This window comes from Kribbella orskensis (assembly GCF_004342085.1).
GTDB classification, from domain to species: Bacteria; Actinomycetota; Actinomycetes; order Propionibacteriales; family Kribbellaceae; genus Kribbella; species Kribbella orskensis.
The window spans coordinates 16532-41907 of sequence record NZ_SLWM01000017.1 but is presented as its reverse complement, the minus strand read 5'-3'; the positions used below and the strand labels follow the sequence as shown (position 1 = coordinate 41907).

22 protein-coding genes are annotated in these 25376 nt (G+C 69.4%); 9 read left to right on the top strand and 13 right to left on the bottom strand.

Annotated elements, in window-relative coordinates:
* Positions 1-3: 3 nt before the first annotated feature.
* Both EV644_RS32315 and EV644_RS32310 read left to right on the top strand, forming a co-directional pair.
* Positions 4-489 carry a hypothetical protein gene (locus EV644_RS32315; RefSeq protein ID WP_132193129.1) on the top strand — a complete coding sequence of 162 codons (486 nt, stop codon included), beginning with the start codon at positions 4-6 and terminating at the stop codon, positions 487-489.
* The gene (locus tag EV644_RS32310; RefSeq protein WP_132193127.1) at positions 486-1412 is read left to right on the top strand and encodes a hypothetical protein; all 927 of its coding nucleotides are present in this window, start codon (positions 486-488) and stop codon (positions 1410-1412) included. Before EV644_RS32315 ends, EV644_RS32310 begins: the two co-directional genes overlap by 4 nt.
* A 44-nt stretch (positions 1413-1456) precedes the next feature.
* Here the strand turns inward: EV644_RS32310 and EV644_RS32305 are convergent, their stop codons facing one another.
* The gene (locus EV644_RS32305; RefSeq protein ID WP_132193125.1) at positions 1457-2281 is read right to left on the bottom strand and encodes an SAM-dependent methyltransferase; all 825 of its coding nucleotides are present in this window, start codon (positions 2279-2281) and stop codon (positions 1457-1459) included.
* Positions 2282-2455: 174 nt separating this feature from the next.
* Between EV644_RS32305 and EV644_RS32300 the strand changes: the two genes are divergently transcribed.
* Positions 2456-3214 carry a hypothetical protein gene (locus tag EV644_RS32300; RefSeq protein ID WP_132193123.1) on the top strand — a complete coding sequence of 253 codons (759 nt, stop codon included), beginning with the start codon at positions 2456-2458 and terminating at the stop codon, positions 3212-3214.
* Positions 3215-3312: 98 nt separating this feature from the next.
* Here the strand turns inward: EV644_RS32300 and hisN are convergent, their stop codons facing one another.
* A complete protein-coding gene (hisN, locus tag EV644_RS32295) occupies positions 3313-4092 on the bottom strand; it encodes a histidinol-phosphatase (protein ID WP_132193121.1) in 780 nt (259 codons plus the stop codon).
* Between the two features lie 306 nt (positions 4093-4398).
* Between hisN and EV644_RS32290 the strand changes: the two genes are divergently transcribed.
* A complete protein-coding gene (locus tag EV644_RS32290; protein WP_132193119.1) occupies positions 4399-4893 on the top strand; it encodes a DUF2231 domain-containing protein in 495 nt (164 codons plus the stop codon).
* Between the two features lie 53 nt (positions 4894-4946).
* Here the strand turns inward: EV644_RS32290 and rsgA are convergent, their stop codons facing one another.
* The 10 genes from rsgA to EV644_RS32240 form a co-directional block, all read right to left on the bottom strand.
* On the bottom strand, positions 4947-5939 hold the full coding sequence (gene rsgA / locus EV644_RS32285; RefSeq protein ID WP_132193117.1) for a ribosome small subunit-dependent GTPase A: 993 nt from the start codon (positions 5937-5939) through the stop codon (positions 4947-4949).
* Positions 5939-7210 carry a 3-phosphoshikimate 1-carboxyvinyltransferase gene (gene aroA / locus EV644_RS32280; protein WP_132193115.1) on the bottom strand — a complete coding sequence of 424 codons (1272 nt, stop codon included), beginning with the start codon at positions 7208-7210 and terminating at the stop codon, positions 5939-5941. The genes rsgA and aroA overlap by 1 nt, the downstream gene beginning before the upstream one ends.
* Before the next feature lie 64 nt (positions 7211-7274).
* Positions 7275-7865: a DoxX family protein gene (locus EV644_RS32275; protein ID WP_132193113.1), complete on the bottom strand. Its 591-nt coding sequence runs from the start codon at positions 7863-7865 to the stop codon at positions 7275-7277.
* Between the two features lie 116 nt (positions 7866-7981).
* Complete coding sequence (locus tag EV644_RS32270; RefSeq protein WP_132193111.1) at positions 7982-8707, bottom strand: DsbA family oxidoreductase; 726 nt, start codon at positions 8705-8707, stop codon at positions 7982-7984.
* Between the two features lie 126 nt (positions 8708-8833).
* Complete coding sequence (locus EV644_RS32265; RefSeq protein ID WP_132193109.1) at positions 8834-9634, bottom strand: alpha/beta fold hydrolase; 801 nt, start codon at positions 9632-9634, stop codon at positions 8834-8836.
* Positions 9631-10356, bottom strand: a complete 726-nt coding sequence (locus tag EV644_RS32260) for an alpha/beta hydrolase (RefSeq protein WP_132193107.1) — start codon at positions 10354-10356, stop codon at positions 9631-9633. Before EV644_RS32260 ends, EV644_RS32265 begins: the two co-directional genes overlap by 4 nt.
* Before the next feature lie 140 nt (positions 10357-10496).
* On the bottom strand, positions 10497-13115 hold the full coding sequence (locus tag EV644_RS32255; RefSeq protein WP_132193105.1) for an ATP-binding protein: 2619 nt from the start codon (positions 13113-13115) through the stop codon (positions 10497-10499).
* Positions 13116-13152: 37 nt separating this feature from the next.
* Entirely contained in the window at positions 13153-14412 is a 1260-nt protein-coding gene (locus EV644_RS32250) for an ArgE/DapE family deacylase (RefSeq protein WP_132193103.1), read from the bottom strand.
* Positions 14413-14511: 99 nt separating this feature from the next.
* Positions 14512-15801 (bottom strand): aspartate--tRNA(Asn) ligase, encoded by a 1290-nt coding sequence (gene aspS / locus EV644_RS32245; RefSeq protein ID WP_132193101.1) that lies wholly within the window; start codon positions 15799-15801, stop codon positions 14512-14514.
* Between the two features lie 293 nt (positions 15802-16094).
* On the bottom strand, positions 16095-18386 hold the full coding sequence (locus EV644_RS32240) for a sigma-70 family RNA polymerase sigma factor (RefSeq protein WP_132193099.1): 2292 nt from the start codon (positions 18384-18386) through the stop codon (positions 16095-16097).
* 213 nt (positions 18387-18599) lie between these two features.
* Between EV644_RS32240 and EV644_RS32235 the strand changes: the two genes are divergently transcribed.
* The 5 genes from EV644_RS32235 to rsrA all read left to right on the top strand — a co-directional run bounded on the left by EV644_RS32235 (position 18600) and on the right by rsrA (position 22143).
* Positions 18600-19415, top strand: coding sequence for a hypothetical protein (locus EV644_RS32235; protein WP_132193097.1), 816 nt, complete (start codon positions 18600-18602; stop codon positions 19413-19415).
* A gap of 178 nt (positions 19416-19593) precedes the next feature.
* Positions 19594-20394: an SOS response-associated peptidase gene (locus EV644_RS32230; RefSeq protein WP_132193095.1), complete on the top strand. Its 801-nt coding sequence runs from the start codon at positions 19594-19596 to the stop codon at positions 20392-20394.
* 51 nt (positions 20395-20445) lie between these two features.
* Complete coding sequence (locus EV644_RS32225) at positions 20446-21087, top strand: alpha/beta hydrolase family protein (RefSeq protein WP_132193093.1); 642 nt, start codon at positions 20446-20448, stop codon at positions 21085-21087.
* 139 nt (positions 21088-21226) lie between these two features.
* On the top strand, positions 21227-21874 hold the full coding sequence (locus tag EV644_RS32220; RefSeq protein ID WP_132193091.1) for a sigma-70 family RNA polymerase sigma factor: 648 nt from the start codon (positions 21227-21229) through the stop codon (positions 21872-21874).
* The gene (rsrA, locus tag EV644_RS32215; protein WP_132193089.1) at positions 21871-22143 is read left to right on the top strand and encodes a mycothiol system anti-sigma-R factor; all 273 of its coding nucleotides are present in this window, start codon (positions 21871-21873) and stop codon (positions 22141-22143) included. Before EV644_RS32220 ends, rsrA begins: the two co-directional genes overlap by 4 nt.
* Positions 22144-22910: 767 nt before the next feature.
* On the opposite strand, the gene EV644_RS32210 is transcribed toward rsrA, so the two are convergent.
* Positions 22911-25358, bottom strand: coding sequence for a helix-turn-helix domain-containing protein (locus tag EV644_RS32210; protein WP_132193087.1), 2448 nt, complete (start codon positions 25356-25358; stop codon positions 22911-22913).
* Positions 25359-25376: the final 18 nt, after the last annotated feature.

Here is a 25376-nt window from a genome sequence, read left to right as displayed (position 1 = left end):
CCGATGTCGCCCGTCGTCGTGCTGTTGCTGTTCGCCGGACTGTCAGAGGCTGCCGGACGCGTCCTGCCCCTGGTAGCGCGCCGGCCCGGCATATCGCGGACTCTTGTGGTCGGATTGCTGCTGGCCGGCGCTCTCATCGAGAGCGCTGTGATCGCGCTGTGGCCGCTGACCGCGTCGACCCTCGCCGGACTGCTACCGACTGCGGCGCCCGACGCATCCGATTTGGTCTGGACACCCAGCCTGATAGCTCCACTGTTGCTCGCTGGCATCCTCGCGTTTCCGCGGCTCGGGCCCCTGCTCCACCTCCTGCTCCTGGTGGGAGTCGGGGCCGGTCTGGCCGGCCCGCTGGCGGCGGCCACCGGGCTGGGTTGGGGAGTCGCCGCCGGTTGCGTAGCTGTCGCCGGAGTTGGGCTGGCCGTCTCGGTCGAGCTCGTACGGCGCCTGGTCGCGACGATCCTGACCATCAGAGTGCCGGAGCCGATCGCATGAACAACCTCCTGCCCTGGATCATCGGCCTCGGGTTGGCTCTCGTCGTCGAAGCTCTGCTGGCCCGCTACGAAGTACTCGTCTACAGCGTCGGATGGCGGGCCGTTACCACTGAGCTCCCCGAAGGTGTGCCCTATGCCCGGGGTGCGGCCGCTGACAGACCTCCGGCTGCCTACCTGGTCTATCTCGACGGCATCGGCAAACGCCGCGCCCGTGACACCCGGGACGGCGGTTTGCTGGTCAAGGCCCTGATCGCCGGAGCTCCGGAGCTCCGGGTACTAGGCCAGGTGCAGCCCTACTCGCCGCTGGCCGACCCGCTCGCTGATCGACCTGTGTGGGCATGGCTGCGCCGTCGCGCCGGGCTGCTGCTCTTCCTGCACAACGTCATGCAGACCTTCGTCGCCGCAGACAGCCGGTACCGGCCCCTCTACAACCGGGCCGTCGGCAACCAGATCGCCACGCAGCTCCGGCTCGCCGGCTACCGGCCCGGCAGCGGCATCCCCGTTGTGCTGCTCAGCTACAGCGGTGGTGCCCAGGTCGCGACTGGTGCGGTCGACGAACTGCACACCCAGCTACGCGCTCCGCTCCTGCTGATCCTGCTCGGTGCATTCCATAACGGCGCCAACGACCTCACTCACGCGCAGCACCTGTATCAGCTCACCAGTGCGAGCGACCGGATCGAGCGGGTCGGCACCTGGATCTTCCCCCAGCGCTGGCGGCTGTTCCGCCGTACCGGATGGAACCGGGCGCTACGCGCCGGGAAGGTCACCGTGCACAGGCTCGACCCGGCCACCCACGTCGGGCCGCGCAGCTACATCAGCCCCACAGCCCAGCTGGCCGACGGCCGCAGCCACCTCGACCGCACCGTCGACACCGTGATCGCGCTCATCCGCCACGATGTCAAGCCGGGGTCGCGGCTCCGGTGAGAATGGTGCGGGTCGCCTGGGGATCGCGGCGTCGGAGTACGGGCTCAGGGTTTAACGGCCAGCGCCGCCGCGATCAGGCGTTCCCAGTCGGTCAGATCGTCGACTGGTTCGGTGGGGCGCCATTCTGCGGCGGGGACCAGGCCTGGGGGGAGGACGTCGAAGCCGTCGCCGAAGAGGGCGAGGATCTCTTCGTCGGTGCGCCAGCGGCCGCGGCCGAGGGAGCCTTGGAGGAGTTCCTGCATTTGGGCGCTGCGGGGGTCGTTCTCGCTGCGGAAGTGGCTGATGAAGACGTAGCTGCCGGAGGGGATCCGGTCGTGCCAGAAGCGGACGATCGCGGCCGGGTCCTCGTCGTCGTTGAGGTGGTGCAGCACCGCGCTGAGGATGACCGCGACCGGCTGGTCGAAGTCGATCAGGGCGCGGGTCTCCTTGCCCTCGTAGATCGCCTCGGGATCGCGGAGGTCGGCCTGGAAGACGCTGGTGTTCTCGTTCTCGGCGAGCAGCGCGCGGCCGTGGGCGAGGACGACCGGGTCGTTGTCGACGTAGACGACCTTCGAGCCGATCGCGTACCGCTGGGCGACCTGGTGCACGTTGTCCGCGGTCGGCAGGCCGCTGCCGAGGTCGACGAACTGGCGGACCGGCGTGTTCGTCACGATCTCGCGGACCGCCCGGGTGAGGGCGCCGCGGTTGTCGAAGGCGATCGCCCGGGATCCGGGCAGGTCGTTGATGAACTTGTCGCCGAGCGCACGGTCGACGGCGTAGTTGTCCTTGCCGCCGAGCAGGTAGTCGTAGGTCCGGGCGATGCTCGGCTTGCTGGTGTCCACCCCGGGAACCGCGATGTCTCCACTGCCCTGAGCGCCTCCGTCGACCATCGCGACAGTCCTTCCGATCGGGTGTGGGCCAGTGGTCACTTTAGGCGATCAGGGGTTCCTTAGGTCACCCGACCTGTCGGTACTGCGTTCCGCCGCTCGCCGCACCTTGGAAGGGCGGTGTCCTGAAGGTGCAACCTGGCGACTCCGTTCACCCCGATGGGGTTGGATCGAGGGATGGGACTGTTCTCGAGGAAACGCCGCAACGCCAAACCCGATGCCGAACCCCTGAGCGCCGAACCCCTGAGCGCCGAAACCCTGAGCGCCGAGCCCATCGGCGTGGATGCGACCGGTGACTTCGATCTCGGCACGATCGAACTGCCGCGGGTCGAGGTGACGCCGGAGATTCAGGTGGTGGCCGAGCGGATGACCGTGCGGACCTACACCGCCTGCGACGAGCACATCGCGCCGTCCATCGCGCCGATGACACCGTTCGTGCTCGCGGTCGAGGACGAGCCGACGATGCTGGTGAAGCTCGCGGGCATGTCCGACGCCGAGGGCGCCGAACTCGCGCGAGCCGTCGCCGCCGACGAGTCCCTCGCGGTCGCGGCGTACCGGTCCCTGCCGACGTACCCGGTCTTCATCCTCGCGCTGTTCGTGTACGACGCCCCGAGCGATCCCATGCGCTTCGAGGGCTACCGGGATGTCACCACGATCGACGTCCAGGACTTCGTGGTGGCACTGGGGCGCAAGGGAGGCCGTGGCCAGGTCCGCCTCTACGGCGAATCCGCCGAACTGCTGGCAATCGGCCACTTCGCCCTCCGCATGCCACCCTTCCAGCAGGTCGAGTTCCCCTACGCCACAACCCCGAACGAGCTCCACGAACTCTGGCAGCTACTCCAACTCTCCGCCGGCTGGTACAACTCGCTCCCCGCCGCTCGCCGGGACTTCGAGGTGGCGGTGGAGGCGCACATGGGTAAGGAACCTCCGCTGTAGGGCGAACCTCCACGCCATCAATCGACCTCCGCGGTGGGATGGCCCAGGCGTGACGCGCGGGGAAGAGCGTGCGTTTGATGGCGTGGAGGTTCGCCGCCCTACCTGAGCCGCTCGAGTACCTCGTCGTGGAGCCGCCCGTTCGTGGCTACGGCGTTGGGGCCGTTGGGGCCGGGGGTTCCGTCGAGCGAGGTGAACTTGCCGCCGGCTTCGTCGACGATGATGGCGAGGGCGGCCATGTCGTACAGGTTGAGCTCGGGCTCGGCGGCGATGTCGACGGCTCCTTCGGCGACGAGCATGTAGGACCAGAAGTCGCCGTACGCGCGGGTGCGCCAGGCTGAATCCATCAGGCCGGCGAACTGGTCCTTCTTTCCGAGCTTCTCCCAGCCCTTGAGCGACGAGTAGGACAGCGAGGCGTCACCGATGTCGGAGACGTCGCTGACCCGGCACGGCTGGGCGGACATCAGGGCGCGGCCGGTCCACGCGCCGTCACCGAACGACGCCCACCAGCGGCGGCCGAGCGCGGGGGCGGAGACGACGCCGACGACGACCTGGTCCTCGATCATCAGGCTGATCAGGGTGGCCCAGACCGGGACGCCGCGGATGTAGTTCTTGGTGCCGTCGATCGGGTCGACCACCCAGCGGCGGATGCCCCAGCCGGTGGTGCCCTCCTCCTCGCCGACGAACGCGTCCCGCGGCCGGGCCCGGGCCAGCGTCTTGCGCATCACGTCCTCGACCTTGCGGTCGGACTCGCTCACCGGGGTGAGGTCCGGCTTGGTCGCGACGTGGAGGTCGAGCGCCTTGTAGCGGTCCATGGTGGTGGAGTCGGCGTCGTCGGCAAGGATGTGCGCGAGCCGCAAGTCGTCGGTATGCGAGGGCATGCCGGAAGGCTAACCTGCCGCCCGCCCACTGAGGAGCCGGGACCACGCACCGCCACCACCCACCGCCCCGCCGGATGCTCGAGGCGTCCGGCGTGGATCGCCGCTGGGGACGGCCTGTGTGCGAGGTTGGTGAGTGACGGGCGTCCGCGGGACCGTGTCTGGAACTGCCGGGGTTCGGGTGGTGTAGACGAGGTGCGGGTGGTGTAGAAGTGGTGAAGGTTGCGGGTCGGTCTCGGGCGCGGTTGAACCATCGGTCGTGGTTGAACGTGCAGTTAGTGTCAGACAACGACGACTGCAGGAGGCCTCATGTTCGAGCGCTTCGGAGACCTGCCGCTGCACGTGCTGGTCATCCACGCGGCAGTGGTGGTGCTACCGGTGAGCGCGCTGACCGCGATCGTCTTCGCGGTGGTGCCCAAGTGGCGGTGGTTGTTGCGCTGGCCGACGCTGTTGCTGGGGCTGGGCTCGCTGGTGCTCGCGTATGTCGCCCGCCAAAGCGGCGAGGCGTTCGTGGCGGCGATCCCCGAGCTGCAGCCGATCGTCCAGCTGCACGAGAACCGCGGCAGGCTGTTGTTCTGGTACTGCCTGATCTTCGCGGTGGTCGCGATCGTGGCGTTCCTGGTGCTCGGAGGTCCGTCCTCGCTGGCCAGCGGTAAGGGGGCCAAGGCAACCAGGAGCAGGCCGCTGGAGCTCGTCGTCAGTGCGGCGCTGGTCGTGATCAGCGTCCTGGTCATCTGGCAGACCATCCGCACCGGTGACGCCGGCGCCAGGGCGGTCTGGAACGGCCAGCTCCCGAAGAAGTAAGCCCCGGAAGTCCGGGCCCTGGGCAACTGGTCAATCTGCTGGGGCGCCCGGGATCAGGTGGTTTCCAGGTCGCGGCCTTCGCGGCTGGCCAGGAGGCGCCGGAAGGAGGCGACGCGTTCGGCGTCGACCCGGCCCTCGGCGACCGCTACGTCGAGGGCGCAGTTCGGCTCGCTCTCGGAGTGGGTGCAGCCGCGCGGGCAGTCGCGCGTCTCGTCCGCCAGGTCACCGAAGGCGTTGATCAGCTGATCCGGTTGGACATGCGCCAGCCCGAACGACCGGATCCCCGGCGTGTCGACGATCCACCCGCCGTCGGGCAACCGCAGCAGCAACGCGCTGACCGAGGTGTGGCGACCGCGGCCGGTGTTGTCGTTCACCACGCCGATCGCCCGGTTCGTGCCCGGCACCAGCGCGTTCACCAGCGTCGACTTGCCGACGCCGGAATGCCCGACCATCACGCTGGTCCGGTCCCGGAGTTGCTCGGCCAGTTCGCTGAGATCCCCGTCGCGCTGGGTGGCGACGGACTCCACCCCCAGCGGCCGGTAGATCGACAGCAGTGGATCCGGATCCGCGAGATCTGTCTTCGTCAGACACAGCAAGGGCCGCATGCCGGCGTCGTACGCGGCGACCAGGAAGCGGTCGATCAGCCGGGTCCGCGGTTCCGGGTTCGCCACCGCGACCACGATCACGAGCTGGTCCGCGTTCGCCACCAGCGGCCGCTCGATCGGGTCGTCGTCATCGGCGGACCGGCGCAGCAGAGTCTTGCGGGGCAGTACCTCGACGATCCGGGCCAGCGTCCCCTCGTCCCCGGTGGCGTCGCCGTCGAGCTTGACCAGGTCGCCGACGATGACACCCTTGCGGCCGAGCTGCCGGGCCTTCATCGCCGTCACGACGCGATCCGACTCGCCGACCCAGCAGGTGTAGCGCCCACGGTCCCGGGTGATCACGAACCCGGTGACGGCGTCGTCGTACGCCGGCCGGTCCTTCGTCCGCGGCCGGGTCCGGCGCTTCGGCCGGTCGTACTTCGCTTCCTCGTCGTACCGCGACATCAGCCGACCAGCGCCGTCCAGAGGTCGGGGAACTCCGGCATCGTCTTCGCCGTGGTGCCGATGTTCTCGATCTCGACGCCGTCCACCGCGAGCCCGAGTACCGCGGCGGCGTGCGCCATCCGGTGGTCGTGGTACGTGCCGAAAAGCCCGCTGTGCAAGGGTTTCGGCCGGATCTCCAGCCCGTCGGCGGTCTGCGTGACGTCGCCGCCGAGCGCGTTGATCTCCGTCTCGAGCGCGGCCAGCCGGTCGGTCTCGTGGTTGCGCAGATGCGCGATGCCGCGCAGGTACGACGGGCCGTCGGCGAGGGCGGCGACCGCGGCGATGACCGGCGAGAGCTCACCCACCTGGCTCAGGTCCAGGTCGACCCCCTGGATCCGCCCGGTCCCTCGCACGGTCAGCCCGTCGGCGGACAGGGACACCTCCGCGCCGAACCGGGTGAAGATCTCGCGGAGGTGATCACCCGGCTGGGTGGTCTCGGCCGGCCAGCCGGTCACGGTGACCGAGCCGCCGGAGATCACCGCGGCGGCCAGGAACGGGGCCGCGTTGGACAGGTCCGGCTCGATCGCGGTGTCCAGGGCCCGGATGGGGCCGGGGGCAACGACCCACCGGTCCGGCTCGCTGTCGTCCACCTGGACGCCCCGCTCGCGGAGCATCCCGACCGACATGTCGAGGTGCGGCTGGGAGGGGACCGGCTTGCCGTCGTGGCGGATGTCGACGCCCTCGTCGTACCGCGCTGCGGCGAGCAGCAGGGCCGACACGAACTGGCTCGACCCGGACGCGTCCAGGGTCACCGTTCCTCCGCGGACCGCGCCGGACCCGCTCACGGAGTACGGCATCCGTCCGGTGCCCTGGTCCTCGATCTGTACTCCGAGGGTGCGCAGAGCGCCGAGGATCACGTCCATCGGGCGCTCGCGGGCGTACGGATCGCCGTCGAAGGCGACCTCGCCGTCGGCCAGCGCGGCGACCGGGGGCACGAACCGCATCACGGTGCCGGCGAGTCCACAGTCGACGCTCGCCGGGCCCTTGAGAGAGCCGGGGGTGACGATGACCAGGCCGTCCTTCTCGGTGATGCCGACGCCGAGGGAGACCAGGGCGGACCGCATCAGCGAGGTGTCACGGGCGGCGAGCAGGCCGGTCAGCGTCGACGGGCCGTCCGCGATCGCGGCGAGGATGAGCGCACGGTTACTGATCGACTTCGACCCGGGCACGGTGACCCGGCCGGTGACCGGTCCCTCGGCTCGCGGTGCCGGCCAGCCCTGCTGCGTTCCCATCCCACTCCTCGGCTCGTCGGGCGAACTTCTGCCCTGAGCCTAGCGGGAACGCCCACAGCACCGGTCAGCTGAAGGGGAGCTCGGCCTTCGCGGTGCGGGCCGCCAGCTTGGCCTCTCGGCGGGCGAACCTGGCGAGCTGCTTGGTCTCGCGCTTCGCCAGCCTCGCGCCGCGCTTGGTCTCCCGCTTCGCCACCTTCGCGCCGTGAGTCGCCCGCCAGGCGAGGCCGGGCTGGCCCTCGGTGTCGACGGCGGCGAGCAGCAGGCCGCCCATCAGGCCGAGGTTCTTCAGGAACTGGATCCGCTGCGCCGCCCGCGCGGGCTTGTCGGACTCCTGCCAGAACGAGTGCCCGGCGAGCGTGGTCGGCACCAGCGAACCCGCCAGCAGTACCGCGCCGACGCGGCGGCCCTTGCCGCTCGCCAGCGCGAGACCGCCGAGAACCTGGGCGGCGCCATTCAGGCGTACCAGGTTCACCGTGCTCTCGGGGATGCGGTCTCCCACCTGTGCCGGAGCGACCTTCTTCATCATCGGCACCAAGCGGTCCGCGACGGGTTTCGCCTTCGCCACGTGCGACTCCGGGTCCCGGATCGCCTGGGCGCCCTGGACGACGAAGATGGCGGACAGCAACGGCCTGGCCAGTGCGCGCACGACAGTCATGTCTCCTTCATACCTGGTCCGGCAATGCCTTGGGGTCACCAGGTGCCCCGTGTGTCTTGTACCCACCCCCGAACCGCCCGCCGGGAACACTACGGCCCGGTGGGCGGTCAGGCGGGTCAGATCGGGCAGCCGTCCGGGCCGCAGGCGGCGTCGGAGGAGTCCGTGGCGCCGGGAGCGGTGATCAGGGTCACCCGCTTCCGGTCGGCGTTGGCCCGGCGGAGGGCCTCCTGGAAGACCTCGACCGGCTGGGCGCCGCTGACGCCGTACTTCTCGTCGATCACGAAGAACGGCACCCCGTTCGCGCCGTACGCGAGGGCCTGCGCCTGGTCCGCGGCCACCTCGGCCTCGTACGTCGTACCGGCGAGCACCTCGGTGACGCGGTCCTCGGGGAGGCCGACCTCGACCGCGAGGCGGGTGAGGGTGGTGTGGTCGCCGACCGGGAGCCCGTCGGTGAAGTACGCTTTCAACAGCCGCTCCTTCAGCAGCCCGTGAAGATCCTTCTCGCCGGACTCCGCCAGCTCGCGAGCCAGGTGGATCAACCGGTGAGCGTCGACGGTGTTGGCCGCCTTCGCGTCCTGCAGGTTGAACTCCAGGCCGGCCTCCGCGGCCACCGACGTCACGTGCTCGTTTGCCTGCACTGCCCACTCACGGCCACGCCCGTACTTCGTACCCAGGCGCTCGGCGAGGTCCCGCGGGTCGTCGTTGGTGGATGACGGGTCGAGCTGGAAGCTGTGCCAGGTGATCTCGGCCTGGTCGCCGGACTCCGCCAGCGCCTGCTCGAGACGTCGCTTGCCGATGTAGCACCAGGGGCAGACCACATCGGACCAGATGTCAATACGCATGCGAAACACAACTATCTGTCACGCAGTAATTATTCCGGAGTGCGGCGTGATCCTCCGAACAGCACCACGCCGCGCAGCCCGAGGTACGGGACTGCGCGGCGTCAGGTGGTTCTCAGTCGCTGAGCTTCAGCGGCTGGCGGCCCTCTCGATCAGGGTGGTGACCGTGCCCGGCTCGGAGAGCATCGCCAGGTGCGAGGCATTGACCTCGACGACGGTCGCCCCGGCGCGCTCGGCCATGAATCGCTCGGCCGCCGGCGGGATCGCCTTGTCGCCGGTGCTGACCAGCGCGTACTTCGGGATCGAGGCCGGCGCGGACTTGGCGATCGGCTCGCCGAACACCGCGGCGGCGACCGGTCGCTGCGAGGCGGCCAGCGAGGCAGCCTCCTTGGCGGGCAGATCCGCGGCGAACACCCCGGGGAACGAGCCCGGCTTCATCGCCAGGTCGGCACCGCCGGCATACGCGATGACGTCGGTCGTATCCGGCCCGATCTGGCTGCCCGGGAACTGGGAGTTCAGCGCGCCGAGCGTCTCGCCGGCCTGCGGGATGAAGGCGTTGACGTAGACGAGTGCCTGCACACCCGTGGTGTCCGCGAGCTGGGTGATCTCCGCACCGCCGTACGAGTGACCGACCAGCACCTTCGCACCGCTGATCCCGGCCAGTACGCCGGACAGGTACGACGCGTCGCTGGCGATGCCCCGGAGCGGGACGGCCGGGACGACGACCTTGTACCCGTCACGCTGCAGGCGGCCGGTCACCTCGGACCAGCTGGAGCCGTCGGCGAAGGCGCCGTGGACCAGGACGACGGTCGGCTTCGGGTGGTCGTAGTTCTGGACAGCCGCAGTCGCAGTGGTCGTGCCTGCAGCCAGCAGGACAATGCCGGCGGCCGCGGCAAGGAGGTGCCGACGGGTGGGTCGACGGGCGCTCATCGGGCCGCACCGCCCTCGACCGCGCTCGCGATGAAGGCGGCGACGGCCTTCGGCTGGGAGACGGCGACCGCGTGGGAGCCGTCGACCTCGATCGTGGTGGCGTTCGCGCGGGCGGCCATCTTGCGCTGCCCGTCAGGGTGGATCGCCTCGTCGCCGGTCGCGACCAGGGTGTACGACGGGATCCGCTTCCAGCTGGCAGGACCGGACTTCTCCTCGAAGGCGACCGCCGCGATCGGGCGCTGCGTTCGGCCCATGATCTGTGCCTCCTCGGCGGTCACGTCAGCGGCGAACAGCTGGTGGAAGAGGTCGAGCTTGAGGCCCAGGAACACCTCTTCGCCACCGTCGGCGGTAGGCAGCACGTGCGGGGCCAGGCCGGAGGCGAAGTCGTTCGCCGGGAAGCTGCCGAGCAGATCCTGCAGGCTCTCGCCCTCGTCGGGAGCGAAGGCCGCCACGTAGACCAGGCCGGTGACGTTGTCGGCCGCGTTGGCCGCGGCGGTGATCACCGCGCCGCCGTACGAGTGGCCGACCAGGACGACCGGGCCGTCGATCTCCCGCACCTGGGCGGCGACCCGGGCGCCGTCGAGGCCCGGTCCGCGCAGTTCGTTCGCGACCGCGATGGCCGGGATGCCGCGGCTCTTCAGCTCCGAGATCACGCCGGACCAGCTCGACGCGTCGGCGAACGCGCCATGGACCAGTACGACGGTCAGGGTTGTCTCACTCATCGTTCTTCCTCGGTTCTCTTGGTGGTGCCGTTTTTCCAACACCGCAAGAGAACCTCGAAAGGGTGTGTACGCAGATCGACCGAACAGCGGAACTTGTCACCCGTCCCGGGGCCCGCCGGCCGGGCAGGTGCACCCAAAACTCATGCGTTCGGGGGAGACGCGAACCGTTCGAGCACGAGACGGGTGAGCTGGACGCGGGAGTTGACCCCGAGCTTGCCGAAGGCGGCCCGCAGATGCGTGCCGACCGTGCTCGCCGACACGACCAGCTCCTCGGCGGCCGAGCGGTTCGTGTGCCCCTCCGCGACCAGGAGAGCGACCCGGCGCTCCATCGGCGTGAGCGCTTCCCACCCGGTCTCGGGCCGGGCTTGTACGGCGGCCCACCGACGTCGCCGTACTCCGGCCGCCTGCAGCACAGCCTGGACCCGGCTCGCCTGCGCGGTGGCGCCGAGCTCGGTGAAGGAGTCGAGCGCGTGCTCCAGGGCGGCGACCGCAGTGGCCCGGTCGCCATCCTCGAGCTCGGCCAGACCGTAAAGCTCCTCCGCCTTTGCCAGCAGCAACGGCCTGGGGGCTTCGCGCAGCAGCTCGACAGCCTGCGAGAGGCGTGGGCGATCGGCATCGTTGTGAGCGGCAACCAACTGAGCCGCCGCCCGGAAGTGCGTCGAAGGAGTGGCGGCCGCCTGGTCGGCGAGAAGCGCCGCTGCATTCTGGGCGATCCGGGGATCCTTGGTGGCGGTGGCCGCATGGATGAGCTGTTCGTGCCGTTCGGGGAAGTCCCGCGGAGTATCCAGAAGGCGGGTGGCGGCGGCCGGATCGCCGTCCGCGATCGCCAGGAGCGCCCTGATCTGCTCGTCGCCGGCCGCCTGTTCGCGGGCTTCCGACAGGTGGCCCTTCTGCAGCGCCACCAGAGCGAGCACCTGCCGGGCGATCGGTTCCGAGGAGTGGTCGTGGATCTCCGCCATCCACCGAAGACCCGTCGTGGCGGCCTCGGCGGCTGCGGGCAGATTGCCCGCGGCGAGTTCGAGCTGGGCTCGGAGTACCGAGAGCTGTGGCGCAACCCAGGAGTCGCCCACGCTCAGCAACCCCTGCAGCCGGGTGCGTGCCTCCTCGAGCCGATCCGTCCGAGCCAGGCAGAACAACTCGGCCAGCTCGATCCAGATGGCCGGGTGGCTGCCGACCTCGTCGAGGGTCGCGGCTCTCGCCTTCGCGTAGAGATCACTGGCGTCGCCGTACCGGCCCTCCGCCCGCGCACGCTCCCCGGCGGCGAGCAGTTGGACTCCGTTGGCGACGGGATCCTCCGTCTCGAACGGCTCCTGTACTCCGGCCAGCACCCGGTACGCCGCGAGCCGCTCGGCCAAGTGGGACGTTGCGCCCTCGACGTTCAGGTCCTTCGGGTCGAGCCGGCCGGTCGCCCATTGCTCTGGGGCCAGCCGTAGCAGGATCGAGGCCCTGAGGTCTGGGGTGACCGGACATCGGTAGAGGGCGGTCCCGCCGAGCAGGTCTTCGGCGAAGGCCTGGGCGTCGTCGAAGCGGCGAGCGACGAGCAGCATCGTCACCACGTCCTCGCCGACGTCCCCACGCAATGGGCTGTCGACTGGGGTCAACTCGAAGGCCTGCTGGATCACCGAGACCGCAGTGATGGACATGGTCGCCAGGAGCTCCCTAGCCGCCTGTCGGAGCGTGCTGATCGCTGTGGCATCACCAGGGGCGGCCACGGCGAGGATGTGGGGTGCGGCGGCGGCCGGACCACGCCCGCTGGCGAGTAGCTGGTCGGCAATCGCCCTGTGGAGCGCCCGCTGAGCAGACGGTGGCACATCGGCCAGTACTGCCGACCGGAGCAGCTCGTGCCGGAACGTGAGGGTGGAACCGCCGTCAGCCAGAAGACCGGCGCGGATCGCCTCGTCCAGAGGAGGGGACAGCCTGGCGATCGGCTCGCCCATGAGCTCGGCGACATCCTCCAGGCGGAACTCGCTGCCGAAGACCGCAGCTGTTCTGAGGAGTGCCTGGCACAGGTCCGTGGTACTGGCTGTTCTGCGGCGGACGCCTTCGACGAGGCCGTCGGGGAGGTCCGAGAGGTAGAGGCCTGCCACTAGTTGCTCGGCGAGGAAGGGGACGCCCTGGACTCCGCCGAGGCGTACCGAGAGCGCTGGGTCGAGTGGGCCGTCGAGACGGTCGGCGGCCAACTCCAGGACGGCCTCAGTGCTGAGGGGAGCCAGTTGGAGCGCGTGGACCGGGACCTGGTCCTGGACGGCGTCGATGAGCTGGTCGGTCACTCCGCCGGGGACGGGACGGGTGGCGAGCAACCACATCACCTTCGCGCTTGCCAGCCGGGCGATGACGATGCGTAGTACGAAGCCGGTGAGGGGGTCGGACCACTGGGCGTCGTCCAGGACGATCAGTGCCGCTTCACCGTCCAGGCGGCGGCCGATGAGGTCTGCGAGGCGCTCGGCGAGCCAGAGGGGCTGGCCGTTGAGGGCGGCCAGTTCCAGGAAGTGGTCGGTGCTGATCAGCGGGTTGGGACCGGCGCGGAGGGCTGGAGCCAGGGAGGACAGAGGACTGATGTTGTCGGTCTGGTGAGCTGCTGCTGTGGCCAGGAGGATGCCGTGGCGCTCGGCTTGCTCACTGGCAGCCCGTAGGAGGGCGGACTTGCCGATGCCGGGCTCACCGGTCACCACGGTCAGGGAGGCTTCGCCGTGCTCCGCTGCGCGTAGAGCGTCCAGGAGCCGGCCGAGCTCGGCCGAACGCCCACGCAGCGGATTCATGCGCACTTTCTACCACCGGGGTCTAGGGGAGCCCCGCTCACGCGCAGCGGCGTACGGCGAGGAGGGCGTAGGCGCGGGCGCAGTGGAGGACCTCGGCGAGGACGACGTGCTCGTCGGTGGCGTGCGCGTACCGGACGTCACCCGGGCCGTACTGCAACGTGGGGACCCCAGCAGCGGCGTACAGGCGCAGGTCCGAACCGTACGGCCCGCCCTTCACCTCGGGTACTGCGCTCGCCCCGGCGTCGGTGGCCGCCTGCAGGGTGTCCTCGAGCAGGGGATCGCCCTCAGGGAGCAGGCCGGATGCGAACACCCCGCCGGGCCAGGTGACCTTGACCGGGTGATCGCGCAGCCAGTCGTCCTTGGCGCACGCGTCGGCGATCGTCCGCTCGAAGTGCTGCCGGGCGGCGGTGACCGGCTCGCCCAGACGTACGCCGTACCGGCCCTCGGCGATCAGGAGGTCGGGGACAGTGCTGGCCCAGTCGCCTGCGTGGATCATGCCGACGGACAGTGGGTTCGCCAGGTCGAGGTGCTTCAGCAGGGGATGGGGGTCGCGGTTGCGCTCGGCCTCGAGGTCCGCCAGTGCCCGGTTGATGAGCTCGAACTTCTCGATCGCGCTGACACCGCGGGTCCTGGTCGAGCCGTGCGTCGCGAGTCCGGGGATCTCCAGCCGGAAGGTGAGCGAGCCGGCGTTGGCGGGGATGACGCCGCCGGCCGTCGGCTCGGCGATCAGGCACGCCTCGCCGGCATGACCCCTCTGCAAGGTCGCGAACGCCCCGGCGCCACCGTCCTCCTCGCCGACCACCGTGTGCACGGCGAGCGGCTTCCGCAAGGTGATGCCCGCGGAAACGATCGCGGCCACCGCGCCGAGGATCGCGGCCACGCCACCCTTCATGTCGCACGTCCCGCGTCCCCACATGATCCCGTCGCTCATTCGCGCCGAGTACGGATTCCCGTCCGGCCAGAGCGCCAGGTCGCCGGGCGGCACGACGTCCACGTGGCCGTTGAGCACCAGTCCTGGGGTGGCGTCGCCGCCCAGGACGCCGACGCAGCCCCACGCCTCGGTCCGCTCGACCTCCATCCCCGGGAAGTCGGCGTCAGCGGTGACGGTCGGCAGATCGATCTCCCAGTGATCCACCTCCATCCCCAGCCCCCGCAAGCGCTCAGCACACCAAACCTGTGCCGCACTCTCACCCGCGGTACCGTCCACGCTCTGGATCTGCACCAACTCGCGCAACTCGTCCACGACCAAGCTGTCGTCAACCGCGGCCAGAACAGCCCGCTCCACCTCACTCAGCATCCCCACATCATCCATGCTGGACCGGCGAGTTGCCGGACGGCTGTCGACTTGTTCCTCCTCGGCGTTGACGCCGAGGAGGAACAAGAACCGCGGCCAGTACTACGGCGTGAGGCGGTGGAGGTCGCGCGGGAACAGCGTGACCTCGCGGACGTTCTCGGCTCCGGTGAGCCGGGCCACGAAGCGTTCGAGGCCGATCGCGAAGCCGCCGTGCGGCGGCATCCCGTGCTTGAACGCCTGCAGGTACGAGCTGTACGCCGGGGCTTCTGCGGACTCACCGCGAGCCTCGAGCGCCGCCACGTACTCGCTGTACCGGTGCAGCCGCTGCCCGCCCGTGACCAGTTCGACGCCGCGGAACAGCAGGTCGAACGAGTTGGACCAGCGCGGGTCCGACGGCTGCGGATGCGTGTAGAACGGCCGCTTCACCATCGGGTATCCCTCGACCGCCACGAACGCGCTGCCGTGCTCGCGCAGCGCCCACTCGCCGATCGCCCGCTCGTCGGCGGGGGACAGGTCCGGCTCGTCCGGGTCCGCCCCTGCCAGCTTGAGCGCCTCGCTGAAGTGCAGGATCGGCACCTCGCTGGGGATCTCGGGCAGCTCCACACCCAGTCGCTCCAGCGCCGTCGGAGCCCGCTCGCCGACCGCCGCGAGCATGCCGGCGATGACGTCCCGCAGTACTGCGAGCACGTCGCGGTGGTCCTGGATGAAGCCGAACTCCGCGTCGAGCGAGACGTACTCGGCCAGGTGCCGCACCGTGTCGTGCGGCTCCGCCCGGAAGACCGGGCCGACCTCGTAGACGCGTTCGAACACGCCGACCATCGTCTGCTTGTAGAACTGCGGCGACTGCGCCAGGTACGCCGGTCCGCCGAAGTAGTCCAGGGCGAACACGTTCGCGCCGGACTCGGTCGCGGTACCGACGATCTTCGGCGTCTGGATCTCCGTGAACCCGAGGCTGTCGAGCGTCCTGCGGTAACCGTGCAGGGCGGCCGCGCCGACCTCCCAGCCGGCCCGGATCGCCGGGTGGCGCAGGGCGACCGGGGCGTTGTCGAGCACGACCGGCAGGCCGGCTCCGACGGTCGGGCGCCACAGCTCGATCGGCGGCGTCTCGGCCGGCTCGGTGAGCGGCTCGATCACCGGGTCGACGATCTCGGCTCCACCCGGTGCCTGTGGGTTGGCGGCGACCGTACCGGTCACCTGGACGACGGTCTCCTCGCCGAGTTCGTCCAGCTGGGCCTGGGTTTCCGGCGTCTTGACGACGATCTGGCTCAGGCCGGAGCGGTCCCGCAGTACCAGGAAGCTGACGGCTGCCAGCCGTCGTCTTCGATGGATCCAGCCGGCCACCGTGACGGTCTGGCCTACTGCTGAGGGGATCTCGTGGTTGAGAATGCGCATCGCTGTTTCACCTCCGTTGGTCATCTCGAACCCCGGAGGTGTGGGCGAAGGGGAATCTCGCGGTGCCACCACACCTTCACCGGACCTTAGTGGTCCGGCCTCTTGCGTCTCATTCGCTCAGGAGTGTCTTCACGACCGATCCGTGCGTCGCCTTCCCAGCTGCCGGCGACTCTCTCTTGCACGGGTGAACGGCGCTACTCGGTTCCATCACCGCGAACAGGTCCCAGCGTAGGGGTCCACCGCAGCTCAGGCAAAACCCTTTCCTTGTACGGCGCCGAGGCGGAGCCGGTTGGTCAGCGGCGGGAGGGGGTGGGTGGGATGGGGGCGGTGTCGGTGTCGTGGCGGGAGGGGGTGGTGGCTTTTACGGTGATTGTGTTGGACGGGCCGCTGCCTGGCCAGGAGGCCCATTCGGTGTTCAGGGGCCTTGTGTAGTGGTCGGTGGTGCAGGTGGCTCGGCGGCTGTCGGTTGAGCGGGAGCAGGTCCAGCCTCGATGGAGGGACGAGAGCAGGCTCAGGTTGCGGCCCCAGGAGATCTCCAGGGTGACCGGGCCGGTGGTTCCGCTGATCTTCAGGAAGCGGTTGTAGACGAACAGGTTCGGGTCGTGCTTCGGGTCCGGCGTGAGGATCTGCAGCAGGGACTCGTCCGCCCGGATCCCCGCCAAGGTCTCGGAGTCCGTGTCGCTGACCAGCCCGGCCGTCGCGCTCACCGAGTACGTGCGCGCCGCGGAAGACCCATCCGGTACGGCGAACTCGGCGTACAGGGGAGCCGGTCGCGCCGGGTTGAGCGCAGCACAGGTCTTCGCCGACGGGGTGCACTTCCACCCGGCCGGGGTGCCCTTGACCGGCCAGGCCAGCGCCGCGCCGTACTGGATCTTCAGCGTGACCGCGGTCCGATCGGTGCCGGGGGCAACCGTGAGGGTGCGGTAGTACACGTCCTGGTCGGTCTTGCGGACGCCGATCTTCAGCAGGTTCTCGTCCGTGCGCGGCGGTGCCGTCTGGGTCTCTGAGTCGTCGTCGTAGAGCCGGCCCGCCTTGGCCGAGACGGTGAACGTGCGGTCCGCCACCGATCCGCCGGTCGGGTCCGTGAAGCTGAGCGGCATCGTGGCCGGCGTGCTCGGGTTCTCCGCCGTGCACCTGCCACTCTTGCCGTCGGCCGCGCGGACGCAGGTCCATCCCGCCGGGTCGCCGCTGACCGGCCAACCCAGGGCATTGCCGTACCTGATCCCCATGGTCACCGGCTTCGTGTTGTTCGCCGGGACCTTGATGGTGAGCAGCCACTGCGCAGCCGCCGCGGACTCCGAGGCCTCCGCTGTCGCGACCCGGGCACCGAAGGGCGCTGCACCCCCGGGTGCTCCACCTCCCTGCGGCGCGCTGATCGTCAGCAGCCCCTCGTCGAAGATCGGCGTCGTCGGCTCAACCGGTGTCGGAGTAGGCGTCGGCGGCTCGCTCGTGGGTGCGGTGGTCGAAAGAGCGGTCGTCGGCTCAGCCAGCTCGGTCGTCTCAGGCTGCGGCTGCGTCGGCGGAACCACCGGTGGCTTCACGGTTGGCGGCTTGGCTGTCGGTGGTTTGGCCGTGGGCGGGTTCGCCGGAGGCTGGGTCGGCTGTTGGGCCGGTGGCTTGTCGATCGCCGCCGGGGGAGTCTCGTTGCCGGTCAGCGCGATGGCTGCGAGCACGGCGGCCACCGTCACGACGACGGTGCCGGCGCCGACCGCAGTACGGGTGCTGTTCTCGGTGGCCTTCCTCCAGCCGGTGGCCACGAAGCCGACGAAGCCGACCTTGGCGCCGGAGGCGGCGGCCAGGTAGCCCAGGCCCGCAGTACCGAGCAGGGCTGGGGCGAGCAGCGCCGGCAGCGCGCTGTTGATCTCGACGAGCTCCAGGTAGACCGCGGTGCACTTGGCGCAGTCGTCCAGGTGCTCCCGGACGTTGCGGTTCTCGCGCTTGGTGAGGCCGCCGCGGACGTAGGCACCCAGACGCTCGGTGGTCCAGCGGCAGCGGTCCCCGGCGACATCGGCCAGGTGCTGCTGCAGGTAGGCCTGTCGCAGACCCTCACGGGCGCGGTAGGCAAGCGCAGAGACGCCGTTGGCGGTCAGGCCGAGCAGCGGCGCGATGGCCGCGGGCTTCTCGCCTTCCACCTCGGTGTGCCAGAGAACGGCCTGCCAGCGCTCCGGCAGCGAGGCGAACGCCTTGGCCGCGGCACCGCTCTCGAATCCCGTCACCGTCGGGTCGTCGAAGGTCTCCGGCTCCCGCTCGTACGCCGCGATGTCGTCCGTCGTCTGGACCTTCTTGCCCGCGCGGATCCGGTCGACGTGGACCCGGCGGACGGTTGTGAGCAGATACGCCCGGAAGGAGATGTCCGGGCCGCCGCCGTTGCGCAGGGCGTCGAGCACCTTGGCGAAGGCATCGCCGGCCAGGTCGTCGGCGTCGTTCGGCGGGACGAGCTGGCGCGCCATCCGCTCGGCGGCGTGGTGGTGACGGCCGAAGAGTTCGCCGTACGCCTCGAGGTCGCCGTTGCGGACGCGCGCGATCAGCTCGGCGTCGCTCGGTCCTTCCGGCGTCTCCATCGCGCTGCCCCCTGCGTCTGTCACCACTTCGTCACCGTCTGTCACTTGGTTGCCGGGATCAAGGTTTCCATGAGGGACGCTTCCGCGCACCTTTCATGACGACGGCGACGGTGCCGAGGTTACGCGAAAAAAGTTCCTGAAATCCGCGTCATGAACGCATCACGGCGCTGTCTCTCTCCCAGAACGACGCTTCCGGCCACCCGGTCGGGAGACGAAGGGACCACCTGGGGAGGGCACATGTCGCTGTTCGCGGACATCCGCCGACGGCTCGACCCGCGCCCCATCCGGTCCCTGAACCTGGCGGGGTCGCTCGCCCGGGACCGGCCGGAAGCGTCGTCACCTGAACAACCGCGCGGAAGGAGGGAGCCGCACGGCACAGCTGGTACCGGCCGCAGTGCCTATCTCGCGATCGCCGAGGCCCTGCGTGACGGTGCCGATGTCGTGCCTGCGAGTGACGAGGTCGGCCGCCGTTTGGCGGACGACGGAGTCTCGTTGCTCGAGGCACTTGATGGGCTGGGTGCGTTGTACCGCTCGATCGCCGGGGGCGAGCCGGCTTTCGCGGCGGTACGCGCACTCAGTTCCAGCTGGGCCGAGGCGTCACTCATCTATCTGCACTCGCTGTCCTGCGAGGACCCGCTGACCGGGCTGTCCAGCCTGGCACACCTGCGGTCCCGGCTCGGCGAGATCTACCGGGAGGCAGAACTCAGTGGAACTTCCGTGCCGGCGACCCACGCACTGGTGGTGGTCGAACCGCTCAATCCGGCGGGTACGTCGGCCGTGGACCGTGAGCTCCGGCTCATCGACGTCGCGGAGTGCCTGCGCATCGTCTTCTGCGGCGGTGACGTACTGGGGCGCGTCGGCTCGCACCGCGCGGCGGCGCTCGTCGATCGCGAGCCGAATCTGCCGGAGCAGGTCGAGACGGTCCGAGCCCTGATCACCCAGTGGCGCCTGGACACCGATGAACCACAGCTGGCCCGGATCTGGATCGAGGGCCTGCCGGCCTCCGAGCAGTGGGCCGGCCGCGTGCTGGACGAACTGGCACGACCCGCCTGAGGACCTGCGTCCGGTCGCCGACAGGGGGACGACCGGGCGCACCGAACCGGCGGCGGATCGCCTATCACGGGGTAGGCGATCCGCCGTCGCTGTCCTTCTCCTTGGCTCTTGCTCGCGGACCCACCGGGCGGGCTCGCAGTACGGGAGTTTGCCGGCGGCGATGACTAGGCTGCGAGCTATGTGTGGCAGATATGCGTCCAGCCGGGATCCGGCCGATCTGGTGGTCGAATTCGAGATCGAGGCGGGCAACGTGAAGGAGTCCGTGCAGGAGCTGCCGGACAACTACAACGTCGCGCCCACCGACGAGGTGATCGCCGTCGTCGAGCGGAAGAACCGGGACCAGCCGGACGAGGTGGTGCGCAAGCTCACCACGGTGAAGTGGGGCCTGGTGCCGTCCTGGGCGAAGGACGTCTCGATCGGCAGCCGCCTGATCAACGCGCGGATGGAGACCGTCGCCGAGAAGCCGGCCTTCAAGAAGGCCTTCGCCGTACGGCGCTGCATCCTGCCGGCCGACGGGTACTACGAGTGGTACGCGTCGGAGCAGAAGGTCAACGGCAAGCCCGTGAAGCAGCCGTACTTCATCCGTCCGGCCGACGGCGGAGTGCTGGCCATGGCCGGGCTGTACGAGATCTGGCGCAACAAGGCAGTAGCCGACCCGGAGCTGGACGAGGCCTGGCTGTGGACCTGCACCGTGCTGACCACCACCGCGACCGACGACCTGGGCCGGATCCACGACCGGATGCCACTACTAGTGGAGCCGGAGCGCTACAACGCGTGGCTGGATCCCCTCAGCTCGGATCCGGACGAACTGCTCGACCTGCTGGTGCCCGCCGCGCCAGGCCGGCTGGAGGCCTACGCCGTCTCCAAAGCAGTGAACTCGGTGAAGAACAACGGCCCCCACTTGGTGGACCCGTTGCCGCCCGACGGTGTCGATCCGATCGACAAGCCGGACGAGCCGGAGGAGATCACCCTCTTCTGAGGGCCGGACACGTGGTCGTGGCGACGTGATCGGTAGCCCCGGAATGACAGGATGGGGCCCGTGACCGATGAACGGATAGTGGCGACGCCGCACGGTGAGGCCCGGATCGTGGCATACCGGGCCCGGCGACCGGTGGCGACGCTCGCGCTCGGTCACGGGGCCGGGGGTGGGATCGAGGCCGGCGACCTGGCCGCGCTGGCCGCGCGGCTGCCGAAGCAGGACGTCAACGTGTTCCTGATCGAGCAGCCCTGGCGCCGCGCCGGGAAGAAGCTCGCGCCGGCGCCGAAGATTCTCGACGAGGCCTGGATCGCGATCATCGGCCAGCTCCGGATCAGGACCCCCTTGGTGCTGGGAGGACGGAGCGCCGGAGCCCGGGTGGCCTGCCGGACCGCCGCCGGCCTGGGAGCGTCCGGCGTACTGGCTCTGTCGTTCCCGCTGCATCCGCCGGGCAAGCCGGAAAAGACGCGGGTCGACGAACTCCAGGCGGCGCGGCTGCCGACGCTGGTCGTGCAGGGGGAGAAAGACCCGTTCGGATTGCCCGAGGAGTTCCCGCCGCTCACGGAGATGGCAGTCGTCCCGGATGCCGACCACTCGTTCAAGGTGCCGAAGCGGGCGGAGCTCACCCAGGACGAGAGCTTCGAGCTGCTGGTCGAGGCAGTTTTCGAGTGGGTGACCCGGGAAGTGTCCGGCTGAACCGGTCCAACCGAGCTAGACCGGATGAGCTCGCGGGACGGGGAATGACCCCGCTCGGCAGCTTGTTGTGATGAACATGACGGCAACGAGTGTGGCTCCCGCGCGGACTACTGGGAAGACACCGGTATTCTCGATCACGATGCCGACTCCGACGACCACCGAGACACCCGAGCAGCGGACCGAGCGCTTCGAGCGCGAGGCCCTGCCTTTCCTTGACCAGATGTACGCCGCGGCCATGCGGATGACGCGCAACCCGTCCGACGCCGAGGACCTCGTCCAGGACACGTTCGCTAAGGCGTACAGCTCCTTCCACCAGTTCACGCCCGGCACCAACCTGAAGGCGTGGCTGTACCGGATCCTGACGAACACCTTCATCAATGGGTACCGCAAGCGGCAGCGTCAGCCCACGCAGTCGCCCACCGAGGAGATCGAGGACTGGCAGCTCACCGCCGCCGAGTCGCACACTCCCGGTGGACTGAAGTCGGCGGAGGCAGTGGCTCTCGAGCACCTGCCGGACTCCGACGTGAAGTCGGCTCTGCAGTCGATCCCGGACGACTTCCGGCTGGCCGTCTACCTGGCCGACGTCGAGGGATTTGCCTACAAGGAGATCGCGGAGATCATGGGGACGCCGGTGGGTACCGTGATGTCCCGATTGCACCGTGGCCGGCGTCAGCTGCGCGAGCTGCTGGCCGACTACGCCCGCGAGCGGGGCCTGATCCCCGCCTCGGACGAGGACAAGACAGCCGCGACCGAGTCCGCGGCGACCGCTGAGGAGGAGGAGTCGTGAGCTGCGGCGAGCACCACGACGTGGACTGCAGTGAGATCCTGCAGCGTGTTTACGTCTTCATCGACAACGAGCTCGAAGACGCCAGCAATGACGAGATCCGTCAGCACCTGGAAGAGTGCGCCCCCTGCCTCGACCAGTACGACCTGGAGCGCTGCGTGAAGAAGCTCGTCCACCGCTCCTGCGGCGACGAACACGCCCCCGAGGCCCTCCGCCAGAAGATCCTCCTCCGCATCACCCAGGTCCGAGCCGAAATAACCACCACCGACTAGGACCCACCCAGCCTCCGAGCGGGCGCCGGACCGTTGCCGCCGGACTGATGTCAGGAAGAACCCGAGGCTAGACCTCCGTGCGCCAAAGGACGCTGTACTGCGTTCCGCGCGATTCTGAGGGGCCTGGTGGACGTGCGTGATCTTGATCCAGCCCAACTCCGCCGAGCGGGGTGGCTTCCGCGCTGGTCTGCTCCACGAGGGATGTGGACTCTCCCTCAACAGACCGTTGTATGGGTAGTTGTACTAGTTGTCGCTGGTGCTGACCTTGCCGGACTCACATAGTGGTCGGCAGGTATCACCCCAGACTGGTTGTGGCGGCCGCTCGTTGGGACCAAAGCAATCCGGAGCAAGGTGACCTGCACTAACTCCACATCCGGTGCTATCCGTAGCAAGGGGAGTCCGCCATGAAGGAACGCGTCACGCTGTCGCCCACCGAGCCGCCCGGCTACCGGGCGAAGCCCGAGGGCTGGGAATGCGATCGGAGCTGGTGCTGGTTCCGAGAAAATCGGGGCACGTGGGACGGCGAACCTCGCCGTCGCTAACCGACAGATCGACCCGGTGGTCTGGTGCGTTCTGGGGCGGACTTCGTCTCAGGGCGCGCCGTTCCCTGTGCGTCATGGGGCATCGGTTTTGGCCTTGCCTGGTTCACTCGGGGATGATGCCCGCGCGCTGGTAGTTGCCATAGGCACGGGCCAGATCACCGGCTTGCTCTGCGTAGTGGCCGGTGGCCACCAGGTCCGAGCCGAAATCACTACCACCGACTGACCTCAGTTCTCCGCGGAGGCCGAGGGGTCGTACCGCCGTCCGTCCTCGTGGTCGGCAAGGAGTTGGAGGGCGGCGGCTTCGTCATTGGGGGACAGAGGACGAAGTACATCCGCGGCCTGCCGCCAGAGCGAACGAGCCGCTGGCAGGTCGTCCTTGGCGGCACTGATCTTGCCTAGCACGATCAGCAGGCGGCCCTCGCGCAGTTTGTTGCCATTGGCGCGTGCCAACTGCAGGCCGGCTTCGGCGCGTTCGGTTGCGGCCGTGTGGTCCCCGACGGCCAGGTGGTTGGTTGCGAGGTGTTGCAACGTCTCCGCTGCCGCGTTCTGGTCGTCGAGTTCGACCAAGACCTCGAGGCTCTTGAGAAGGGCCTGCTCCGCGAGGGCGTTCAGGCCACCGCCCAGGTAGGCCTGGCCGACGTACTGGTATCGCCTCGACAGCGAGCGGAGGTTCCCTGCCTTCTCGGCCAGCGCGATGCTCAGATCGAACCTCTGCTGGGCCATTTCATGCTCGCCCCGGCGCACGTGCAGAGTCCCCAGCGCCATGTAGCTGATTCCCTCGACGCTCTGATCGCCGATCCGCAGACTGAGGACGAGAGCTCGCTCGCCCCATTCGACAGCCTCGTCGAGTCGCCCCATCAGCTCCGTGATGTGGCTCAGGGAGGAGCAGCAGCGTGCCTGGCCGGCCAGATCCGAGATGGCCTGGAAGAGTTCCAGGCTTCGCAGCAAGTGAGCCTGCGACGGCCCGAGGTCGCCCCGCTCGACGTCGGGAATCGCCAGATCATGCTCGAGCCATGCGGCGAGCCGTTGATAGCCGAGCTCGGCCGCCACCTCTCGGCCCACTTGGTCGATCGCGCGCATCTCGGACCAGCGCAGGTTGACGATGAAGTAGCCGAAGAGGGCCAGGGCGAGCTCCGGAACATATCCGCGCAGCCCTGCTGACTGGCGCGCCTGGTGGAACGCACCGAGAAGGTTGGATCGCTCGTTGTCCAGCCAGGTCAGAGCAATCGAGGCCTCGGGTAGCGCCGGCAGGGAGCGGCTCGGCCTGCCTGCCATCGCGAGCCTTCGGCTGTCGGGGTGGGTCAGCTCCTGACATCGCCAGGCCACGCCGGTGTAGAGCTTCAGCACCCGCGCCAACGCGTCCTCCCTCGCGCCCTCGGAGAGGTGTTGACTCGCGCGTTCGCGCGCATAGGCTCGGATCAGGTCGTGGAGCCGGTAACGGCCTGGAGCAACGGACTCGAGCAGGTTGAGGTCGACGAGCCTCTCCAGCACTGGCTCGGCGGCGGCTTCGGAGCTGTCGAGCAGCTGGGCGGCTGTGATCGTGGTCAGGTCGGATCCGTTCGGCAGGCCGAGCAGCACCAGTGCCGCCGCGGCCCGGATGTCCAGGTCCTCATCGCTGCCGGCCAGAAACTCGACCGAGCCGGCGATGTTCGCGCGGACTCCGGATTCTCCGGTGCCGAACTCGTCGAGTCGCCGGTGTTCGTCCTGCAGCTGGCCCACCATGTGCTCGATCGGCCAGGTCGGACGGGCCGCGAGCCGCGCACCGATGAGGCGGACGGCGAGTGGCAGCCGGCCGGTCAGTTCGGCGATGGTACGGGCCGCGGCACCTTCGGCTGCGACCCGCGCATCCCCGGCGATCTTCGACAGCAGTTCAACAGAATCCGCGTCGGAAAGTGGCGAGAGACTGACCTGCCGGAAGCCGGGCAGCGTCGTCAGCGCACGACGACTGGTGGCGATGACCGCCGAGCCCGGCGCGCCTGGAAGCAGCGGGATGACCTGCCCCGCCCTGTTGGCGTTGTCGAGCAGGATCAGGAGCCGCCGGCCGGCCAGGTGTGACCGGTAGACGGCCGCGGCCTCGTTGGTGCCTTCAGGAACAGTCCTGTCGTCGACGCCCAGCGATCGCAGCAACTGGATGAGCGCCTCACCGGGGCTGAGTGGAGCACCCGGGCCGTAGCCCCGGAGATCCAGGTAGATCTGGCCGTCCGGGAAGTTGTCGGCGGCGAGGTGGGCGGCGTACACCGCCAGCGACGTCTTGCCGACCCCGCCCATCCCTGTCACCGCGACCATCTGAACCGTCCCCGGCCGCTCGTCGACGACGGTCAGCGTCCGGACGAGAAGGTCGACTTCCCGGCTACGACCGGTGAAGTCGGACAACGCGGGCGGAAGTTGGCGTATGACGCCGGAGCCGGGCGCCGGGATCGATGCGCCCGATGCTCGCTCCAGAGTCTTGCGGCCGGCCTGCGCGGCACGGGTGAACAGGCTGACCGCCTGATCATCGAGGCCGAGCGCGTCGGCCAGTGCCTCAATCGTTTCGGTCCGTGGCCGGCGTCGGGTGCCGCGCTCGAGGAGGCTGATGGCCTGCTCGCTGAGGTTCGCCAGTTCAGCCAGCCCGGCTTGGGTCAGACCGGCCGAGCGTCGGTGGCTGCGCAGCAACTCACCGAACGACACCGACATCGACTCACCTCCGGTCCT

Bases quoted from the DNA above. Each gene is read 5' to 3' on its own strand.
- EV644_RS32305 (WP_132193125.1), bottom strand. From the start codon at position 2,281: ATGGTCGACGGAGGCGCTCAGGGCAGTGGAGACATCGCGGTTCCCGGG.
- EV644_RS32260 (WP_132193107.1), bottom strand. From the start codon at position 10,356: ATGAGTGAGACAACCCTGACCGTCGTACTGGTCCATGGCGCGTTCGCC.
- EV644_RS32315 (WP_132193129.1), top strand. From the start codon at position 4: ATGTCGCCCGTCGTCGTGCTGTTGCTGTTCGCCGGACTGTCAGAGGCT.
- rsgA (WP_132193117.1), bottom strand. From the start codon at position 5,939: ATGTCGCGGTACGACGAGGAAGCGAAGTACGACCGGCCGAAGCGCCGG.
- EV644_RS32270 (WP_132193111.1), bottom strand. From the start codon at position 8,707: ATGCGTATTGACATCTGGTCCGATGTGGTCTGCCCCTGGTGCTACATC.
- EV644_RS32255 (WP_132193105.1), bottom strand. From the start codon at position 13,115: ATGAATCCGCTGCGTGGGCGTTCGGCCGAGCTCGGCCGGCTCCTGGAC.
- EV644_RS32310 (WP_132193127.1), top strand. From the start codon at position 486: ATGAACAACCTCCTGCCCTGGATCATCGGCCTCGGGTTGGCTCTCGTC.
- EV644_RS32290 (WP_132193119.1), top strand. From the start codon at position 4,399: ATGTTCGAGCGCTTCGGAGACCTGCCGCTGCACGTGCTGGTCATCCAC.
- EV644_RS32220 (WP_132193091.1), top strand. From the start codon at position 21,227: ATGCCGACTCCGACGACCACCGAGACACCCGAGCAGCGGACCGAGCGC.
- EV644_RS32250 (WP_132193103.1), bottom strand. From the start codon at position 14,412: ATGCTGAGTGAGGTGGAGCGGGCTGTTCTGGCCGCGGTTGACGACAGC.
- hisN (WP_132193121.1), bottom strand. From the start codon at position 4,092: ATGCCCTCGCATACCGACGACTTGCGGCTCGCGCACATCCTTGCCGAC.
- EV644_RS32210 (WP_132193087.1), bottom strand. From the start codon at position 25,358: ATGTCGGTGTCGTTCGGTGAGTTGCTGCGCAGCCACCGACGCTCGGCC.
- aspS (WP_132193101.1), bottom strand. From the start codon at position 15,801: ATGCGCATTCTCAACCACGAGATCCCCTCAGCAGTAGGCCAGACCGTC.
- EV644_RS32300 (WP_132193123.1), top strand. From the start codon at position 2,456: ATGGGACTGTTCTCGAGGAAACGCCGCAACGCCAAACCCGATGCCGAA.
- EV644_RS32275 (WP_132193113.1), bottom strand. From the start codon at position 7,865: ATGACTGTCGTGCGCGCACTGGCCAGGCCGTTGCTGTCCGCCATCTTC.
- EV644_RS32235 (WP_132193097.1), top strand. From the start codon at position 18,600: ATGTCGCTGTTCGCGGACATCCGCCGACGGCTCGACCCGCGCCCCATC.
- EV644_RS32225 (WP_132193093.1), top strand. From the start codon at position 20,446: ATGGGGCCCGTGACCGATGAACGGATAGTGGCGACGCCGCACGGTGAG.
- EV644_RS32265 (WP_132193109.1), bottom strand. From the start codon at position 9,634: ATGAGCGCCCGTCGACCCACCCGTCGGCACCTCCTTGCCGCGGCCGCC.
- aroA (WP_132193115.1), bottom strand. From the start codon at position 7,210: ATGGGAACGCAGCAGGGCTGGCCGGCACCGCGAGCCGAGGGACCGGTC.
- EV644_RS32230 (WP_132193095.1), top strand. From the start codon at position 19,594: ATGTGTGGCAGATATGCGTCCAGCCGGGATCCGGCCGATCTGGTGGTC.